Source organism: Duodenibacillus massiliensis (assembly GCF_928721995.1).
Lineage (GTDB): Bacteria > Pseudomonadota > Gammaproteobacteria > Burkholderiales > Burkholderiaceae_F > Duodenibacillus > Duodenibacillus massiliensis.
Genome location: NZ_OV788642.1, coordinates 245,461 through 264,348, shown reverse-complemented (window position 1 = coordinate 264,348; position 18,888 = coordinate 245,461). Strand labels below are relative to the sequence as shown.

The 18,888-nt window shown below is 53.6% G+C and carries 17 protein-coding genes and 1 pseudogene; 14 read left to right on the top strand and 4 right to left on the bottom strand.

Translation table 11 applies throughout. The features are described from left to right. Positions 1 to 246: 246 nt before the first annotated feature. The 4 genes and pseudogenes from NXF97_RS01185 to NXF97_RS01170 form a co-directional block, all read left to right on the top strand. Positions 247 to 540: pseudogene (locus NXF97_RS01185) on the top strand (amino acid permease); the annotation flags it as partial. Between the two features lie 96 nt (positions 541 to 636). Beyond that, entirely contained in the window at positions 637 to 1,224 is a 588-nt protein-coding gene (locus NXF97_RS01180; protein WP_274956148.1) for a recombinase family protein, read from the top strand. Then, positions 1,217 to 2,185 carry a hypothetical protein gene (locus NXF97_RS01175; RefSeq protein WP_274956147.1) on the top strand — a complete coding sequence of 323 codons (969 nt, stop codon included), beginning with the start codon at positions 1,217 to 1,219 and terminating at the stop codon, positions 2,183 to 2,185. Before NXF97_RS01180 ends, NXF97_RS01175 begins: the two co-directional genes overlap by 8 nt. After that, on the top strand, positions 2,182 to 2,886 hold the full coding sequence (locus NXF97_RS01170; protein ID WP_274956146.1) for an Eco57I restriction-modification methylase domain-containing protein: 705 nt from the start codon (positions 2,182 to 2,184) through the stop codon (positions 2,884 to 2,886). The genes NXF97_RS01175 and NXF97_RS01170 overlap by 4 nt, the downstream gene beginning before the upstream one ends. Here the strand turns inward: NXF97_RS01170 and NXF97_RS01165 are convergent. Next, entirely contained in the window at positions 2,856 to 4,628 is a 1,773-nt protein-coding gene (locus NXF97_RS01165) for an IS1634 family transposase (protein ID WP_274956145.1), read from the bottom strand. The two genes, NXF97_RS01170 and NXF97_RS01165, sit on opposite strands and share 31 nt — an antisense overlap. A 156-nt stretch (positions 4,629 to 4,784) precedes the next feature. On the opposite strand from NXF97_RS01165, the gene NXF97_RS01160 reads away from it, so the two are divergent. The 3 genes from NXF97_RS01160 to NXF97_RS01150 are packed head-to-tail and all read left to right on the top strand — an operon-like array spanning position 4,785 to position 8,905. After that, complete coding sequence (locus tag NXF97_RS01160) at positions 4,785 to 5,246, top strand: hypothetical protein (protein WP_274956144.1); 462 nt, start codon at positions 4,785 to 4,787, stop codon at positions 5,244 to 5,246. Next, entirely contained in the window at positions 5,246 to 8,578 is a 3,333-nt protein-coding gene (locus NXF97_RS01155; RefSeq protein ID WP_274956143.1) for a DEAD/DEAH box helicase family protein, read from the top strand. Before NXF97_RS01160 ends, NXF97_RS01155 begins: the two co-directional genes overlap by 1 nt. 21 nt (positions 8,579 to 8,599) lie before the next feature. After that, positions 8,600 to 8,905 (top strand): hypothetical protein, encoded by a 306-nt coding sequence (locus NXF97_RS01150; RefSeq protein ID WP_274956142.1) that lies wholly within the window; start codon positions 8,600 to 8,602, stop codon positions 8,903 to 8,905. A 403-nt stretch (positions 8,906 to 9,308) separates the two neighbouring features. Here the strand turns inward: NXF97_RS01150 and NXF97_RS01145 are convergent, their stop codons facing one another. Next, positions 9,309 to 9,626, bottom strand: a complete 318-nt coding sequence (locus tag NXF97_RS01145; protein WP_274956141.1) for a hypothetical protein — start codon at positions 9,624 to 9,626, stop codon at positions 9,309 to 9,311. A gap of 127 nt (positions 9,627 to 9,753) precedes the next feature. On the opposite strand from NXF97_RS01145, the gene NXF97_RS01140 reads away from it, so the two are divergent. The 4 genes from NXF97_RS01140 to NXF97_RS01125 all read left to right on the top strand — a co-directional run bounded on the left by NXF97_RS01140 (position 9,754) and on the right by NXF97_RS01125 (position 12,619). Then, positions 9,754 to 9,969, top strand: a complete 216-nt coding sequence (locus NXF97_RS01140; RefSeq protein ID WP_274956140.1) for a hypothetical protein — start codon at positions 9,754 to 9,756, stop codon at positions 9,967 to 9,969. A 127-nt stretch (positions 9,970 to 10,096) separates the two neighbouring features. Beyond that, entirely contained in the window at positions 10,097 to 11,077 is a 981-nt protein-coding gene (locus NXF97_RS01135) for an ABC transporter substrate-binding protein (RefSeq protein ID WP_274956139.1), read from the top strand. Positions 11,078 to 11,087: 10 nt separating this feature from the next. Beyond that, the gene (locus NXF97_RS01130) at positions 11,088 to 11,882 is read left to right on the top strand and encodes an ABC transporter ATP-binding protein (protein WP_274956138.1); all 795 of its coding nucleotides are present in this window, start codon (positions 11,088 to 11,090) and stop codon (positions 11,880 to 11,882) included. Further along, positions 11,879 to 12,619, top strand: coding sequence for an ABC transporter permease (locus NXF97_RS01125; RefSeq protein WP_074009503.1), 741 nt, complete (start codon positions 11,879 to 11,881; stop codon positions 12,617 to 12,619). The genes NXF97_RS01130 and NXF97_RS01125 overlap by 4 nt, the downstream gene beginning before the upstream one ends. A gap of 69 nt (positions 12,620 to 12,688) precedes the next feature. Here the strand turns inward: NXF97_RS01125 and NXF97_RS01120 are convergent, their stop codons facing one another. Further along, entirely contained in the window at positions 12,689 to 13,852 is a 1,164-nt protein-coding gene (locus NXF97_RS01120; protein ID WP_274956137.1) for an iron-containing alcohol dehydrogenase, read from the bottom strand. Between the two features lie 217 nt (positions 13,853 to 14,069). On the opposite strand from NXF97_RS01120, the gene tnpA reads away from it, so the two are divergent. The 3 genes from tnpA (at position 14,070) to NXF97_RS01105 (ending at position 17,197) form a co-directional block, all read left to right on the top strand. After that, positions 14,070 to 14,483, top strand: a complete 414-nt coding sequence (tnpA, locus tag NXF97_RS01115; protein ID WP_274956136.1) for an IS200/IS605 family transposase — start codon at positions 14,070 to 14,072, stop codon at positions 14,481 to 14,483. Positions 14,484 to 14,592: 109 nt separating this feature from the next. Beyond that, complete coding sequence (locus NXF97_RS01110; RefSeq protein ID WP_274956135.1) at positions 14,593 to 15,660, top strand: RNA-guided endonuclease InsQ/TnpB family protein; 1,068 nt, start codon at positions 14,593 to 14,595, stop codon at positions 15,658 to 15,660. A gap of 241 nt (positions 15,661 to 15,901) precedes the next feature. After that, positions 15,902 to 17,197, top strand: coding sequence for an OmpP1/FadL family transporter (locus NXF97_RS01105; protein WP_274956134.1), 1,296 nt, complete (start codon positions 15,902 to 15,904; stop codon positions 17,195 to 17,197). Between the two features lie 140 nt (positions 17,198 to 17,337). On the opposite strand, the gene NXF97_RS01100 is transcribed toward NXF97_RS01105, so the two are convergent. Next, on the bottom strand, positions 17,338 to 18,843 hold the full coding sequence (locus NXF97_RS01100) for a C69 family dipeptidase (RefSeq protein WP_274956133.1): 1,506 nt from the start codon (positions 18,841 to 18,843) through the stop codon (positions 17,338 to 17,340). Positions 18,844 to 18,888 lie beyond the last annotated feature (45 nt).

Sequence of the window (18,888 nt, the reverse complement as noted above, 5' to 3'; positions counted from 1 at the left end):
GAATTGCTCCCCCGCGCAGCCACCATGTCAGGCCGGTTGTTTGGTTTCAAGCCGGTCTTTGTTTTTATTGTATTTCCGTATTTCTGAGGTACGAAAAGCCAGCGCTTGTGCCTTGAGACGAAGTCCTTACGCATAAACGCCTACACCTCATTATCCGACATTTATGGAAATTTTTCGATCTTTCGGGCTATGGTTCGCCCCAAGGATCCCCCCAAGTGTCGCCGTTGAGACAACGCTAAGCACAAAATCCGCTGTACGACCAACACTGACGCAAACAAACATCAGCTCAAACGCACCCTGAAGCCCCGGCATCTGACGATGCTCGCGCTCGGAGGCTCGATCGGTACCGGGCTTTTTGTGGCCTCCGGCGCCGCGATCAGTCAGGCGGGACCGGGCGGGGCGCTTGCGGCCTACCTCGTGATCGGCGTGATGGTGTACTTTCTGATGACGGCGTTGGGCTCACTTGCCGCTTTTTCTCCTGTGAGCGGCACCTTTGCCGCCTATGGCGAACGGTTCGTGGATCCGGGCTTCGGGTACGCCCAAACGAAGCACGCATTCGGTTCTGAAGTCATGCACCTTTTAAGTCATTGGGTGATATAAATACCATGTTTGTAACATAACGGACTTTTGGCACAAATGATCGTTGGGTATATCAGAGTCAGCACTCTCGACCAGAACGCCGACCGACAGCACGTCGCTCTTAATGCGGCCCATGTAGAGAAAATCTACGAGGATCATATATCCGGGGCGAACACCGATCGCGCACAATTTCAGGCCATGATGCAGTTCCTGCGCGAGGGTGACGAACTTGTCGTTCTGAGCCTTGACCGGCTTGCTCGCAATCTGCGGGATCTGCTGGACACCGTGGAGACACTTGGCAAGCGAGGCGTTAGCGTCCGGTTCCTGAAAGAGAACCTTCTGTTCGATGCGAGATCGAATGCAGATCCCACTTCAAAGCTCATGCTTTCTATGGTCGGTGCATTTGCAGAGTTTGAGCGCTCCATGATCCGGTCGCGTCAGGCCGAGGGCATCGCACTTGCCAAGGCCCGTGGTGCGTACAAGGGGCGTCCCCGCTCCGTGACTGACGAGCAGATCTCCAAGCTCAAGGCCGCTCTCGCGCAAGAGGTGCCGCTGACCAAGGCAACGCGCAAAGTAGGCATCAGCAGAACAACAGCGTACCGATACCTTGCAGTTGCCAAGCAGTTGGGAGCTAAGCATGAGTGAGCAACCTGAAAGCACTGAACGGGTAGAAAACTTTCAGCGGGAGCAGATTAAGCTGGTCGATTTCAATAGTTATCCGCTTGCCGATGTGTTACCTGACTTACTCAAAGATAGGACGCTCGGAAAGAACATTGTGTTTGCAACAGATGGATACGAAGACCTGATTACTGGGGGCACGGCTCGTTCAGAAATCACTGCGGAAATCCTGAGAGCAAATTCAGGACTTATTCAGCCGCGAGTTTGTAAGAGCCAGGAACAGCAAGCAGCCAGGACAAGAGAAAAGGCAGAGGTTTTCACGCCTTCATGGCTGTGCAACCACATGAACAACCATTGCGACAAGGAGTGGTTCGGTCGAGACGGCGTGTTCAACATAGAAACCGACCAAGGCTGGACAACCAATGAAGAAGCGGTGGTCTTCGATCCCCCCAAAGGTTGGAAAGAATACGTCCAATCCACGCGTCTTGAAATCACCTGCGGGGAAGCTCCCTATCTTGTGTCTCGGTACGATGCGGCGACTGGGGTTCTTATTCCCGTCGGAGATAGAATCGGGATACTCGACCGTAAATTGCGCGTGGTGAATGAAAACACCAAGCGGCAGGATGATTGGTTGAGATGGACGCTGAAAGCGTTTCAGAGCGTTTATGGCTATGAGTTTCAGGGGGACAGTCTGCTTCTTGCCAGAGTCAATCTCCTGCTGACCTTTACTGAGTATCTGAAAGTACGCTGGACAAGAGATGCGACCATAGATGAACTGAACAAAATTGCCGTTGTTATTTCATGGAACTTGTGGCAAATGGATGGATTGAAGTGCTGTCCGCCATTCTATGAACCGACCAATGAAAACGAACAGTTCAACTTGTTTGAGGCATCTTGTAATAAAGAAAAAGTTGCCGACTCAATGATCTTTGATTGGGCATCTAAAACCCCAGTTCTCTATAAAAATCTTAAGAAGACGGAAAAATGAAGTTTGATTTTGTTATTGGCAATCCTCCCTACCAAGTCTCAGGAACTACGAATAATAAAGCTGAAGCTATCTACCAACACTTCTACGATTCTGCAATGCAAATAGCAGAAAAAAGCTTACTAATATCACCTGCAAGATTTCTTTTTAATGCGGGCCTCACTCCAAAAGCATGGAATGAAAAAATGCTATCAAGTGAGCATGTCAAAGTTGCAGCTTATTACAATGATTCGGCCACAGTATTCCCAAATACTAACATCAACGGAGGTGTTGTGGTCGTCTACCAAGACAAAAACAGTAAATATCCCCCAATTAGTGATTTTATACCTGATAATAATCTCCGAAAAATTGCCGAACGGTTCAGAAAAGATGAATCAAAAAACATGTCTTCCATCATGTTTGGCGGACGTTCGGATCTTAAATTTAATGATCGATTTTTAGAAGAATTTCCTAACACGAGGGAATACATATTAAAAACCCTTCAGGAAAAACACCCGGAGATCCAAGAACTTGGCCCAAATGAAGAGTATGAGATCAAATCATCCTCTTTTGACAGAACGCCCTATGCCTTTGTCGATAACGTATCGAATCCGAACGGCTACTACAAAATACTAGGTATTCTAAATTGGTACGGGCACGTACGTAGGGGCGTCAGCCCCCTACGTCAGTTGAATCAAGGTACCCATTCAGGGATCGTTTCGTAGAGATCAGGAAATCCGAGCCGACTTGCAATTTCATGCTGCTTGCCGGTAACTTCCAGCCAGCGCTTCTCGCCGGAACCGGTGTAAAGCATGCGGATAGAGCTGAGTCTGTTCTTCAATTCATTCACAGTCATTTCCTTGGACAGCGGCTGGATGTCTTTCACAGGTCCCTTTTTCTGCTCAAGTTTTGTCGGCTGACGCATTAATCTGCGCAGTTCACACAGAATCGACATGGCCACAAATCCAACCAGGAAACGGCCTTCCAGCGTATTGTCCTTGTGGGCTCTCGCAACATCGATCTCAATATCCGTCTTGCCGCCCTTAAAGGTCTTCTCAATCACGTCACGTGTCTGGTAGATGTCCAGGGCTTCAGCCGCCGTGCACTTCATTGTGGAGACATTGCAAAAGAAACCGAAATACCGCGTAGCGTCATCAATTGCGGCGCTGTCGGTCTCCAGCCGACACTTTCCGGGCTCTCTCTTTGGCGCTTTGAAATACTTCAGCAGAGGGCTGTGCAGCAGCGGGCAGACGGTATCTTTTTTATGTTCCTCTTGCCGCCAGTTGGCCCAATCACTTTCGAAAGCCTCCAGCACGCGGTAAAAGGCAGCGTTTTCAGTATGTGACTTGGCATCGCTACGATAAACATGGACCCACACTTTGTGCTTTTGTCCGTCAGGAAAAGTCTGCTCGTTCTCGACAGTTGCTCCCCAGCAATCCTGGCCGGGAATACGTGATGAGTGTTGCCACATCCGCGGCATGACTTCTTCGATCGACTCGTTGATCCACTTGACATCGGTCTTTGCAGCCACGATGACATTGCTCTTGGCAGCGATAAAGCGGCCGAGGTTTTCAAGGGAGAAGTATCCTCTGTCAAGCACAGCAGCAAACACGCGCTTTTTGTCAGTGATTTCATCGAAGCGAAACAACATGTCCTGCACTGTTGTAACGTCGGTAATCTGACCTGGTAAGAGACGAAACAGGACCGGCATTCCAGATTTGTGGCCGACCAAAAGAATCATGCCTACCTGCTTTTGGTACCCGCCTTCCTTACCAAGACCGAACTGAGCATACGAGATATTTGCTGCCTCTGTTGCAATTTCAGTCGCATCAAAGGCAAGCACTTCATCTTCCGGCAGCCGTGCAATGCGCGCATTGAAGAAGGTCTTTCTCCACTCCGGCTGCGTGGCCAGAGCTTCAAAAAAGTCACTCATCTCCCTGGAGCACGGAATGTTAGTGCTCGGCAGGAGTTTGCCGGGTGCCCATGTCTTATACAGGTAAGCCGCATTAGCAGAGGTGTTGAGCCAATGATAGGCAACCGACAGAGTCATATCGGCCAACGCTTTTCCAAAGGTCTCCCGCAGATCATGTATCAGACCGATTTTGGCCGCGATCGCGTGATAAACAGGAAGTTCTGCGGCCAACGACGAGGACAAGCTGTCGCACGTCTTTTCATCGGCCTTTGTCTTGGTCTTCTTGGTGTCTTTTGTTACCAGGCGCGGGACTCCGTTTCTCTTGAAGTACTTTCGGTAATCGGCCGTTGCATAGTAGACATCATCGACGATGTACCCAAGGTAAACACGCTTTTCCTTGCCGCGGTCAGCTTGAGGATCCCAATAGTAATTCCGTTCTACGACGCGCAACACATCATTGACCCTGTCGTAGATGATCTTTGCCTTCTTATTGTCATGCGGGAAATTCTTAACTGCCGCCGGATTCGGGATGACTTTTTTCGCTGCAGGCATCATGGTCTCATACGTATTTATTGTTGGCATCTAATTATACAAAATAAATACGCATGAGTCAAATAAAAATGCATTGTTTTTCAATGCATTTTTAACAAAATTTGTCTGTTATCCGTACGCGTCTGTACCAATTTAGAAGGTATACAATCAGGGAAAAGGGTGTGGAAATGGATTAAGAAGGATTATTTAACCCCTCGCTACCCTGAAAGAAATAATATTAATCATTTCAAGGTTTTTATTGCTAAGGCAGATGGAGCTGCAGGTACTATTGGCAAGCCGATACCTGCTAGGATTATTGGAAAACCAATAGTTGCAGGTCCTGGCACATCTTCAATTCCTTCCTTTATCAGCATTGGCATTTTTGATACCGAACAGGAGGCCAAAAATGCAGAGAAATATATCAAAACAAAGCTTGCGAGAACCTTGTTCGGTATTCTAAAGGTCACTCAAGATGTGACCCCGGCCAAATGGGCCTATGTCCCTCTACAAGACTTTACATCAAAGTCCGACATCAACTGGGATCTTTCCCTAAGCGAAATTGATAAACAATTGTATGAAAAATACAAATTAACAGAAGAAGAAATCAATTTTATTGAAACTCATGTGACGGAGATGGTGTAATGGCTAAGATTTCTCTGAAGACATCCTCTCGCATTATTCCGATGGTCTATGCCTACTCTACGCCTCAGATTGAGGATCACAACGGGTGGACAAAGATTGGTTACACGGAAAAGCAGGACGTAGATACGCGCATTGCACAGCAGACACACACGTCCGACACTAAAGTGAAACTTGAGTGGAAGGGCAACGCAACCTACGACGATGGATCCGGCCGAAGGTTTACCGACAAGGAGTTCCATGCCTACTTGCGCAAGGATGGCGTTGAGAACAAAAAGGGAACGGAGTGGTTCCACATCGACGGCCCGAACGGATTTTCCAAGTTTACGGCTTTCCGCATGGACGGCGGTGTGCATACCCAATACGACGTTATTCCGTACACGCTGCGCAAGGAGCAGGCTGAGGCAGTTGCTCTCACCAAGAAATATGTTGAGGCCAACGCGGAGGACGGCCAATTCCTGTGGAACGCCAAGCCCCGCTTCGGCAAGACGCTTTCCGTCTACGACCTCTGCAAGCAACTCAATTTCAAGAAGGTCTTGATCGTTACGAATCGCCCTGCAATCGCTAACTCGTGGTACGAGGACTACGAGAAGTTTATGGGCGATGCCTCCGGGTTCAAATTCGTCAGCGAAAGCCCTGTCCTTCGCGACAAGCGCCTTGTGCTGACCAGGGAGCAGTATGTCGGATGTGGCAACTTCGGACTGATTGAGTTTCTGAGCCTTCAGGATTTGAAGGGATCGCTCTATTTCGGCGGCAAGTTCGACAAGCTCAAGGAACTCACCGAAATCACTTGGGACATGCTCGTGATTGACGAGGCCCACGAGGGCGTCGATACGCTCAAGACCGATACCGCATTCGATCACATCAAGCGAAATTTCACCCTGCACCTGTCGGGAACTCCGTTCAAGGCTCTCGCGAACGACAAGTTTGCCGACAACGAGATTTACAACTGGACGTATGCCGACGAGCAGAAGGCCAAGCGTGAGTGGGCCGGTGCCCCGGACGAAAACAATCCGTATGAGAAACTGCCCTGTCTGAACCTCTTCACCTACCAGATGTCCGAAATCGTCCGTGACGAAGCCGAGCGCGGTGTCGAGATCAACGGCGAGACGGAGGAATATGCGTTCGACCTGAACGAGTTCTTCGAGACGAAGAATGGACGCTTTATCCACGACGAGAGTGTGACGAAGTTCCTTGATGCACTGACCACGCAGGAGAAGTTCCCCTTCTCCACCGATAAACTCCGAGCGGAACTCAAGCATACGTTCTGGATTCTCAACCGCGTCGATAGCGCCAAGGCGCTTGCAAAGAAACTCCAGGAGCACCCCGTTTTCTCGCAGTATGAAATCGTGCTTGCTGCCGGAGACGGGAAGCTCGACGATGCCGAGGAAACACAGCTTTCAATCACCAAGGTTAAGAAGGCGATTGCTGAGCACGACTTCACCATCACGCTGTCCGTCGGTCAGTTGACTACGGGCATCACCATCCCTGAGTGGTCTGCCGTTCTGATGCTCAGCAACATGAAGAGTCCGGCTCTGTACATGCAGGCTGCGTTCCGTTCGCAGAATCCATGGACGTATTCCGAAAACGGGGAATACTTCATGAAGGAGAACGCCTACGTGTTCGACTTCGACCCTGCCAGAACGCTGACCATCTTTGATGAGTTCGCTAACGATCTTTCAAGCGGAACGTCCGGCGGCAAGGGCAATACGGACGAGCGCAAGCAGCATGTCCGCGAACTGCTGAACTTCTTCCCCGTCATTGGTGAGGACGAGAACGGCGAGATGATTCCGCTTGACGCGGAAAAGGTGCTGTCCATCCCGCGCAAAATTCGCTCTCTTGAGGTGGTGCGCCGTGGCTTCATGTCGAACTACCTTTTCCAGAACATCAGTGGGATTTTTGGCGCTCCGCAGGCTGTCATCGACATCATTTCCAAGTTCCAGCCGGTTCAGGAACCCAAGGCAAGACCAATCAACATCACGCCGACAACAAAGGATGATCTCAACCTCAATCAAAACGGCGATGTGGAGATTCCGCAGGAGCAGGTTGTAGGAACCGCTGCCGAAGTGTTCGGACCGAAGATCTATGGCGAGAAGGCTCAGGAAGAAATCAAGCAGCAGGTGGCAGAGCTGATCGACAGTGCAAGTTCAGAATCCACCAGCGCGGTGCAGACCGCTTTCGACACCTTCAAGAGCCAGTTCAAGGAGAACACCGTCAAGGATATCGTCAACCTCGCAAAGGAGAAGTTCAAGAATGATGTCAAGCCGTCCGACGCAAAGAAGATCGAAAACACTCTGAAAAACCAGTTTGACCGCGTTGCCAGCAAGGTTCAGGAAAACCACAAGATCGAGGAAAACAAGGCGGCGCAGGAGCGCAAGGACGCGCTCAAGGAGCGTTTCAAGACGGGGAAAACTGAGAAGCAGATCGAAGCTGAATACGCTACCAAGAAGGAAGAGCTCAAGAAGGATCTTGCGAAGAACCTGCAGGGCGCAGTTCAGGATTTCATTGAGCAGGCTACGCAAGAGGTTGTGAGGCGTGTTCAGACGAATGTGAAAGAGCGCGAAAAGCGCAGCATCGAGGACTCGATCCGCGACCATCTGCGTGGATTCTCCCGCACCATCCCCTCGTTCCTGATGGCCTACGGAGACGGCCAGATACCCGTTACGCTCGCATCTTTTGACAAGATCGTGCCCAATCCCGTGTTCACGGAGGTGACGAGCATCAGCCTCGACCAGTTCCGCTTCCTGCGGGACGGCGGTCAGTACGAGGACGAGGAAACTGGCGAGAAAAAGCAGTTCGCAGGCAACCTGTTCGATTCCGTCGTGTTCGATGATTCCGTTAAGGAGTTCCTGAGCCTTAAAAAGAAGCTTGCGGACTACTTCGACGAGAAGAACATCGAGGACATTTTCGACTACATCCCGCCTCAGAAGACGAACCTGATCTTCACGCCAAAGCGCACCGTGAAGGAAATGGTTGACATGCTTGAGAAAGAGAATCCGGGGTGCTTCGATGATCCTTCCAAGACCTTCATCGACCTGTACATGAAATCCGGTCTGTACATCACTGAGATTGTGAAGAGGCTCTACCAGAGCAAGCGTCTTCAGGAACTCTATCCGGATCCCAAGGCGCGCCTGCGGCACATTTTCGAGAAGCAGGTTTACGGACTTGCCCCGACCGAAATCATCTACAGGATTGCGCTTGCGTACATCCTGGGATTCAACGAAACCAACGACATCACCAAGCACAACTTCCGGCGGGTTGATGCGGTTCCTTACGCAAAGGAAGGGACGCTTTCTGAGTTGATGGATAAGCTTTTCGGTAAGACAGAATCTTGACGATTGTGCGTGAGGTGCGTAATGAGCAAGAAGCGAACGGTTCAACTCCTTCTGATCGACGGCATGGCCACGGGGCGGATTCAGGCCAAGCTCGACAACTGGACGGGAGTGGCCTACAAGATCCCGAAGATCCTGCTCCCAGAGAGCGGGGATCGGAAGGATCTGAAGTTCCGCCTGGCGGCGGTACAGATCCGCAAGTTTTGCCTTTGTTGCCTTATAGGTCTTGGATTCCTTCCAGACAATCTTTTTTCCGGCGGCTTTAACGGTGCCGTCTGCGTTGTAGCGCTCCCGATTCGTGTCTCTGCGGGAGCGGTCCATGGCACGTAAAAGACGCGCAATCTCCTTTTCCTGAGATACAGTGCCCGCGCTCACCAAAATCTTTTGCTGCCACTCGGGGCTGTAAAAAGTCATGGTCCTCGGGCTCGGGTCAACAGCCACCTTGAGATCCTTGGGAGCATAAACGTGCTTGACAGGCGGTACGCCTTCGACAATGAGCTGAACAAAGTAGCGCATACGGCCGCGGATCATCCGTCGGACAAGACGGCAGTATTTGACACGCTTAAAGCCGGACGGATCTGTTGCTGAAAGAAGAGCTTCTTTCTGCCAGGCATCCGGGGCTTCAGCCTTTATCACCAGATCCAGAACCTCGAGCGTCCACGTCTTAGCCTTCCAACGCAACCCTGTTTTGTTTGATTTTCCCTCAACGCTGTGCAAGCCCCGTTTAGCACTCTTAAACCGCGGCTGACCGTCTGATGAGGCAGCCCTTGGCACGGTGCTCTTTCACGACATCATGCAGGGCATGCTCGGAAAGGCGGGCGGACTTCTGAATTTCCTTAAACCGTTTGTTACGGTCTTTGCCCTTGGGCATCGCGGCCGTCAGCTTCCATGCTTCAGTGCTTTTCATGGCGCGCACGCGTTTCTTTGCCGTTCCAAGAACAGCATTGAAGAGCTGGCGTGCATCGGAGAAGTGGGGCTCCAGTGCACTTTCCTGATCCTCTCCGGTTTTCAGGCCCAGCTCGATGACAAAGGACGGTGTGCGCGATTTCATAGCAGCTGAATATACCTTAAGCGAAAACTATGTGCATGGTTTGGCTGCGTTTGGGCCAAGATTAAAAAATTTCGAAAGCCCGCATTCCTCCCGGGGCTCAAGCCCCGGGCTTCCTGCGGGAAATTCTGTGATCTGCCTGACCGTCACGCTCGGACAAAACTACGAGGCGTTTTTAAAGGACCCCGTTGACTGGCAGGGGATTCTTGCGACCTACATCGGAATCTTTATCTTTGCGGGTGTCTGGATCGGCTACCGGTTGGTGCTCGGCGGCCGCTTTGTGCCCTACGCTGAAATGCGCTTTCCTGAAGCCGAAAAGTTCGAAAAAGAAGCGGGCAAACGCTGAAGACTTGACGCATTACCTTGGAAGCGGTTCCCGAGCCGGTAATACCTTGATCCGGCCGTGGGCGCCATGCCCCCTTCCCTGTCAGTATGTCAGCATCATAAAAATACATGACAGGGAGTTTTACTTCATGACGATACTCACTATTGCCCGCCGTAAACTGCTTACCACGGCCTTTGCAGCGGCCGCTGCATTGACGTTCGGGACGACAGAGGCTGCCGCGGCCGAGGCACCCGCCCGGATTGCGGCGCTGCCCGCGATTGACGCGGCGCTGTTGTATGCGGCCGAAGCTGACGGCCTCTATGCCAAAGAAGGACTCAACGTTGAGATCGTGCCCTTTAAGAGTGCTCTCGAACTCACCGCCGCCATGCGCGCCGGAAAAATTGCGGGGCACTACACGAACCTGATGACCACGATCACCCAGCGTGTGAACGGCATCGACGCCAAGGTAATCGCCACCACCTGGCACACCTGCGCAAACAACCGGGCCTTCGGCCTTGCGGTGTCTCCGAAGGCTGCGGACCGCATCACAAGTCTTGAGGTTCTGAAGGCTCAAAAAGGTGTGACGACCGCGAAAAGCTCCGGCACGATCACCGACCGGATGCTCGACGTCATGATCGCTGATGCCAAGGTGGGCCCGGAGGTCTTTAAGGACGTCGAAGTCGCGCAGATTCCGATCCGGCTTCAGATGCTTAACGTCGGACGCCTTGAGACGGCGCTTTTTTACGAGCCGCTTTTAACGCTCATCGAACAAAAAGGCGGCCGCGTGGTCTGGGATGACCGAAAACTTGTGAAACCCCTTTCGATGATTTCGGTGCGCGCACCCTATCAGACGCCTCATTTTGTCGGGGCTTTCCGCCGGGCGTTGTCTGAAGCCGCCAAGAGGCTTGACGCTGATCCCGAAAAGTACCGCTCGCTTCTCGTGAAAAAGGGGCTCATTCCGAAGGGGCTCGAAAAACCCTACCGGTTTCCGAAGTTCGGGGGCTTTGAGACGGCGGACGGTCTGCCGCCGCTGCCCTCAGACGCTGACGTAAAAGAAGCGGCCGACTGGCTTCTTAAAAAGGGGCTCATTAAATCGGCGCCCGATGTAAAGGCCGTCGTTTGCAGGTAAAGTGCGGGCTATGACACAGGAAAAACAGAGAACGGCCGCGGGCCTGGCGGTGAAAAACCTCACGGTTGCCTACGGCAGCCGCACGGTATTGGATAACGTCGCCTTTACGCTTCCGGCGGGAGCGTCTTTAGCTATTGTCGGAGAGTCGGGCTGCGGAAAAACGACGCTGCTCACAACAGTCGCCGGGCTTTTAAAGCCCGCGGCGGGGACGCTCACCTGGACGGATGTGGCCGGGGCCCCGGTTTCCCAGGTGCGCTCAAGCTTTGTATGGCAAAACCTCGGACTCTTCCCGTGGAAGACGGTGGAAGGAAACCTGCGTCTTCCCTTTGAGCTTAAAAACTCCCCGGTCTCAGCAACAGAAGGTGCTTTGCGGGCCTCGGCGATGATTGAGGAATTGGGTCTCACGGGCCTTGAAAAGCGCTGGCCCTCAGAACTCTCGGGCGGCCAGCGGCAGCGTCTGGCGCTCGGGCGCGCCCTCATTGCCGAACCTGATGTGCTTTTCATGGATGAGCCCTTCTCGGCGCTTGACGCTTTAAGGCGCGAACGGCTGCAGGACTTTTTGGCCGGCATGCGCGTTACGCGGCCCGTCACGATGATCTTTGTGACGCACGATATCGCCGAAGCCGTGTTTCTGGCTTCCCACGTTCTGCTTCTTGCGGCCAACCCTCCGCGGGTGCTTGAACTCTGTGAAAATCCCGCCTTTAACCGGCAAACACAGTGCGCCGACCGCGAAAGCAACACCTTTTTTGATGCGGTGCGGCATGTCCACGCTACGTTAAGAAACGCAGGAGGCAATTCAAAATGAAGTCACTCATTCTGCGTTATGTGACGGGCAGCGTCGTTTTGCTTGCTCTTTGGGAAGCCGGAAGCCGGGCGCTGGGTCCGGAAATTCTTCCCGATCCCCTGGCCTCGCTCGTGCTTTTTGCGGTGTCTCTGGGCGATCCCGGTTTTCTGGGGCACATCGGCGTGAGCCTTGTGCGGTTGATCGGCGCCCTCGCGGTTGCCGTCGTCACGGGCTTTAGTCTGGGGCTTTGGTTCGGGCACAGCAAAAAGGCTGACTGGCTGGGAGCCCCCTTAACCTTTATTACGCTGCCTCTGCCCAAAATCGTTCTGTTGCCCGTCTTTTTTACGGTGCTGGGGTTAGGAGACGCCTCGCGCGTTCTTTTGATTGCTCTGGCCACGGGCTATCAGATTCTCGTGATTGTGAGAGAAAGCGCTCTGGCGCTTGACCCCTCGTACGAAATGTCGTTAAGAAGCATGGGCGCGACGGCAGGCGAGCGTTTCCGGCACGCCTACCTCCCGGCGGCGCTCCCCGCCCTCATCACCTCGCTTAAAGTGAGTCTCGGAACAGCGCTTGCGGTGCTTTTTCTGGCGGAGAGCTTTGCGACCGACTCGGGCCTGGGCTGGCTCATCATGGACGCCTGGGGCTTAGCCGACATGGGGCGGATGTTTACCGGAATTCTCGGTATGTGCGTGCTGGGGCTCCTTTTCTACGGCGCAATCGGAATTGCGCAAAAGCTCCTTTGCCCCTGGATGCGGTAACAGCCGAGCGAAATAGAAAAACGCCTGAGCGTTCCGAAGCGGGATTCTCAGGCGTTTCTATATGGCCGGTCAGAGGGAGGCCTTCAAAATGGCGATGACAGCGGCTTTATCAAGCGGCGTAAAGGCCGTCTCGAGCGGGAACCAGTGTTTAAGCACGTGCTCTGCCATCGCTTCAAAGTGCTCATCAGTAACGCCCATTTCGGAGAGCCTTGAAGGAAGTCCGAGCGACGTAAAGAATTCGGCCGTGCGGTCAATGGCCTTGCGGGCCGTTTCCATGATATCGGCCTTTGCGTCAAGTCCCCACACTCTGACGCCGTACTGCGCAAAGCGCGGCGCCGTCTTTTCGTTTAAGGTGTGCCGCATCCAGCGGGGAGTGATGACCGCAAGCCCCGCGCCGTGGGTGATGTCGGTATAGGCCGAAATCTCGTGTTCAATCCCGTGGCAGGGCCAGGCCGAGGCCGAGCGCCCGATTGAAAGAATCCCGCAGCAGCCAAAGGAACTCGCCATCATCAGCTGTGCCCGGGCTTCGTAGTCCTCGGGGTTTTTCAGTGCCGCGGGCGCGTACTTGATGACGGTTCTTAACATTGCTTCGCACATGCCGTCGGTGAGTTCGTTGCCTTCGGCGACGAAGTACTGCTCAAAGGTGTGCGACATGATGTCGGCAGCGCCGGCTGCGGTGTGCCGCGCAGGGACCGTAAAGGTGTACGTCGGATCCATGACGGAAGCCACCGGGAAAAGGTTCGGAGCCGCGAGAAAGAGCTTTTCGTCCGTGTCGGGATTGGAAATAACGCCCGAGTTATCGTATTCGCTGCCGGTGGCGGCAAGCGTCAGAACTGCGAAAAACGGAAGCGTCCGACCGATTTTCGCGGAGTCGTACATCAGATTCCAGGCGTCGCCCTCGTAGAAAGTGCCGGCCGCGATGCACTTGGTGGCGTCAATGACGCTTCCGCCGCCCACGGCCACGATGAAGTCGATATTTTCCTTGCGGCAGAGCTCAATTGCCTTTTTTATCGTTCCGATCTTGGGATTGGGTTCAATGCCGCCGAACGTGAAGACCGTGCGGTCTGCAAGCTGAGCCTTGACGGCATCCAGCAGTCCGCTTTTAATGACGCTGCCGCCCCCATAGGTGATGAGCACGCGCTCACCGCGCCCTGTGGTAAGTTTTCCGAGCTCGGCAACGCGCCCCTTGCCGAAAACAATGTGGGTAGGCAGATAAAGGTCAAAGTCCTGCATGTCTTACTCCTGAAACCAAGTTCCCGAAACGGGATGTGCGGGCATTGTAGGATTTCAAAAGGCCGCGGCGCCCTCTGCTTCTTTCGAAAATCTGCCTGATTCTCTTCAGGTGTCATGCGGTACTGATTTCATAGAATTTCCGCGAGGAAACCTGCGGCTTGAGCCGCAGGAGGAATCGCGGCTGTTTTTATTTTAAAAAATTGGTACCATACGCACTATGCTAAACATCGTTCACAGCAGAAACTGCGTCCATCAGACAGCTTACCATATGGTATGGTGCCCCCAGTACAGGAAATCCGTTCTCAGGGGTGGTGTTGCGCAGTCTCTGCGTGAGTTGCTTGAAAGCATATGCGCTGAAAGAAAGTATGAGATACTTTCTTTGGAGATTCAGCCGGATCACCTTCACCTGTTTGTCAGTTTTCCGCCGTCCGTCAGCATTGCCGACGCGGTGAGAGTATTGAAGGGTGCCAGTGCAAGGATGCTGCTGATGCGGCATCCGGAACTCAAAAATGAACTTTGGGCAGGCCATCTTTGGTCGCCTTCTTACTACGTCGGAACAGCTGGCAGTGTCAGTGCAGAAACGATCAAAAGCTACATCGAAAGGACTGAACACATCCGCGGACGGCGTTAGACGCGTTGAAGGGAGCGGCAAGTGTGTCCGCACAGCCTGCGTTCGGCTGGAACTTCTCGATCCGGCAGCACACGAAAAGCTCGCAGCGACGCAGAGACTCTATGCGCAGGTGTGTAACTTTGTAGTTCCGACAGTAGCGGCGGACCGCACGAAGAGGCTCTGGCAGCGTTTCACACTGCATCACGCAGTTTATGACAAGATCAAGGCAAAATTTCCGGATCTCGGCAGCCAGTATGCCTGTAACGTCATCCGCTCGGTGTCGGCAGCCTACAAGACGGAGCTTGCCAATCATCCGGCACAGCTCAAAAGTGAGGACAAGAAGCTCAAGACGCTGGTGTTCAGGCACCCCTCGGTTCACGTCGACAAGAACACGCTGACATTTTTCCCTGACGGCACTGTTTCAATTTCAACCATCAGCGGTCGGATTCGGGCACGTCTGTGCCCCGGCCCTTTTCAAAAAGAGTTGCTGGCTTCGGGAAAGCGTAAGGAGTGCAACCTTGTTCTGCATCCCCGGAGAGGCCGGAAAGAAGCATTTTGGGAGCTTCACATCGCAGTGGAGTCCCAAGGTTGTTCGGGCGAAGAGAATTTAAAGAATCTGAAAGCCGACGAGATCATGGGTATTGATGTCGGCGAGAACAATATTGCGGCCGTCAGCACGGGTCGTATTTGGAAAGCAGGAGTATTAAAGGATAAAAGAGACCGATATATGAGTCAGAGAAAGCGTCTTCAGCGCAACGGCTCTCAGAGTGCCAGACAGCACCTGAAAAAAGCCTCAGGCCGAGAAAGACGCCATGTGACGCATGTCAATAACGTTGTAAGCAAAGAGATTGTGCAGGAAGCCGCAAAGCGGGGTATCAAGTTAATCGCCCTGGAAGACCTGACGCATATCCGGGATCACATCAAGGCCGGGAAACGCATCAGAAGCCGACTGCACCGCTGGTCTTTCCGTGAGTTGCAGGAGATGATTGTTTACAAAGCGGCAGCCGCTGGAATCCGGTGTGTTTTCCTGGATCCGCGCTATACAAGCCAGACATGCTCACAGTGCGGGGCACCGGGCAAACGCCATAAGCACGGGTTCCGATGCAGCCAATGTGGTCACCTTGCGCACAGCGACTTGAATGCGAGCCGCAACCTGCAGGGTCTGTGCCGACAGCTGTCAGCACAGGGGCTGATGTAAACCAGCCTTATGTTGGGCCGTGTGATGCGGTTACAATAAAGCCCCCGTCTTCAGACGGGGTGTTGTTTACCTTAAGGCGTTCATCCGTTTACCTTAATTTTTAAAAAAAACGGACTAATCCGCGCACGGTACTTTATGCGTTAACCCCTGATTTTTTGGGCTTTCAGCTGCTCTTTCGGTCTCTAGAATCCGATTCGATTTTTTTCTGACTGTTGGTCGATCCCAATACAAAATGAAAACAATGATGAAATCCGTCGCCGTTGCCGGACTGATTGCAATGGCCTCTTCCACCTACGCTGCCGGCTTTATGCTGACTGAGCAGTCGGCATCGTCCCTGGGCCGCGCCTACGCGGGCGCCGGCGTTGACGGCAGCGATATTTCCGGTGTTTTCTACAACCCCGCCACGATGACCCTGCATCCGGGCACGCAGATTCAGGCAGGCTTTGTCGCGATCGGCCTTGACCTTGACTACAAGGGTAACGACGGCACGACCGAAAACGGGCGCGCCAACACCCAGCCCATTCCCTTCGGCTACATCAGCCATCAGGCGACAGACAACGTCTGGGTGGGCCTTGCCATGACCGTTCCCTTCGGCATGGGCACGGAATACGACGACAACTGGTCTCTTGCCAAACGCGGTATTTCCGCTCAGGTTCTCACCTTTGACTTCAACCCCAACGTTGCCTGGAAGCTTTCCGAGAAGGTGAGCCTCGGCGCCGGTATGTCCATTCAGTACGCGTCTGCTGATCTGAAGATGAGGGATCTGGCCGGTCAACAAGACAATATGCCTCTGACCGTAGACGGTGAAGTTGATGCCGACAGCTGGGCCTGGGGCTTTAACGTCGGCATGATGTGGACGCCGGTGGATAATCTGCGTTTTGGCTTGTCTTACCGCTCTAAGGTGAATCATCATGCCGATGGCGATTTCACAGTCAACAACTTACGCCGGGGAAATACGGCAATTACCGGTGATTATCTGAACGGAGCATTGACCCAGAACCCCAAAACACTGGGAGCGCTTTGGGGAAAACATGATGCCGCGGTCTCTCTTTCCACCCCGGCTTGGCTGATGGCCACCGCCGCTTGGGATGTGAACGACCTTCTGAGCCTCTATGCCACTTTCCGCTGGACGGATTGGTCGTCCTTCAAGGATCTTGACATTAACTACTCTGTCGGCCCGGTGACAATGACAAAGAATGTGCATAACGCCTGGAAGGACACCTACCTCGTCTCCTTGGGCGCCGACATGCGCTTCTACGACTGGTGGACGATGCGTGCCGGTATCGGTTACGAAACCTCGGCCGTGGATGAGGCACGGTACCGCACGGCCATCATTCCGGATGCTGACCGTCTGTGGCTCGCCCTGGGTTCGTCCTTTAAGGTTGCCAAAGACTTCCAGTTGGACGTTTCTGCCGCGTGGCTGCACGGTATCGGCGAACGTGACCTTTACGCAGATGATAAGGGCGGCGTGAAGGCCGGCCGTTTTGATACGCTCGACGCCTATCTCCTCGGCGTGCAGATGGTCTACAAGTTCTGATTTGTCTGATGTGACGCACACGGGCCTCGTTCCCACCGGGACGGGCCCTATAAAAAACGCCTGAACGGTTTGTCCGCTCAGGCGTTTTTGCTTGGCGGCCCGCCTTAAAAAGCGGGCCTTATTTACAGAGACTCAGAACATCAGTCCTTCTTTGAGCGGTTCGCGAAGAAATTGACTTTCTGGATGTCTTCCGTGCGCACCGTAAAGAGCTGGTTCATCAGATCTTCGGTGAGGTTTTCAGCGTCCGTCATGGCCTTAATGCTGAAGGCGTCCAGTGCCTTCTGAGCGGCCTTGGGATTCGTTTTCACGGTCTTCACGTAGTCCTTTTCGAACGCGGCCTGGCGCTTGGCAAGGTCGGCTTCAAAGGCGCCATAAGCCTTCTTGACGATCGGTGCGAGCTTCGGATAGTCCGTCATCACAAGGGTCTGGAGCTTACGGAACTTCCAGTAAAGGCTCTTGCTGTCAGCCTTGTCCGTGCCCATACCCCAGTGCTTCGGGTAAGCGGACATGCCCGAATACACCGGCACATAAACGGAAAGGTCCGCCATGCCCATCGCGAGGTAGGTGACCTGACCGATTGCCTTCGGCAGCCACGGTCTTACCTGCATGACGTGCGATTCATACGTACGGAAAACGCTGATCGGACGGTAGGGTTCCTTGTCGCCCTTGAGCCCATTGGTGTACGGGTCGTGGCTTGCAAGGGGCCCTGAAGCGTAGTGGTTGCGCATGATCGCGGTGAGGTCAGAGACCGTGATCTTCTGATCGGGCTTAACCCACACCGGGAACGTGCGGCCGGCTGCGACGTTTTGCTTGAGGCTCGGCGTCAGAATGCGCTGCACTTCCCAGACGCGCGGGTCGTTGTAGTCGCGGTCGCGGTAGTCGTCGCGCGTATAGGCCTTGGAGAAATTAAATTCGCCGTCTTTCTTCGGATCGTAAAAGCCGTTTTTAGTGGCCCACTGCACCAAGGTCTTCGAGGCCATAAAGTCCGGGCTCTTTGGGTCGTACTGCTGCAGGCGCCCCTGGTTGCCGGAGGCAAAGTACTTGTCCTTCGGGGTGCGCTGCGCGAGCCACTGATGTCCCGTGCCGGTTTCAAAGTACCAGGATTCGTTGTTGTCGATTAAAACAACGCCGAAGCCTTCGCCGGCCCCGATCGTTTCAACGATTTTCCCGAGAATCTCAACGCCTTCACGGGCGGTCTTTGCGCGCGGCAGGATCACTTCCGGGATGTCGTCTTCGGTGATGCCGGTTTCTTCGTTATAGGGATCGAGCTTCAGGGCATCATCACGGGCAAAAATGGATTCGGTACCGGAAAAGCCGACGCCTGCTTCATTAAAGCCTGTGGCGCCGTGAATCTGCGTCTTCCAGTTGGGAACCGTCGTGTAGCGCAGGCCGTTTTCCGCGACCGGATACTCGAACTTGTTCGCGCCGTTGTGGTCCGCGGAGCGGTACATGCCTTTGGCGTTTGTAGTGGCCGGGTGAATCAGAAGGTGCTGGGCTTTCAGTGCCGAGCTGTCGGCGCTGCGGGCAATGAGAAGCGACCCGTCGGCGCTCGCCTGAGAGCCGACAACGACAGTGGTGCACGCCAGGGCGCTGCCCCAGGCAAGAGCGGCTGCCAGGGCAACGGTTGCGAACTTCATGGGTTTCATTTGACTTTTCCTCGTGTGGCAAGTGTCGGAAAGCGGTCGGCAGCA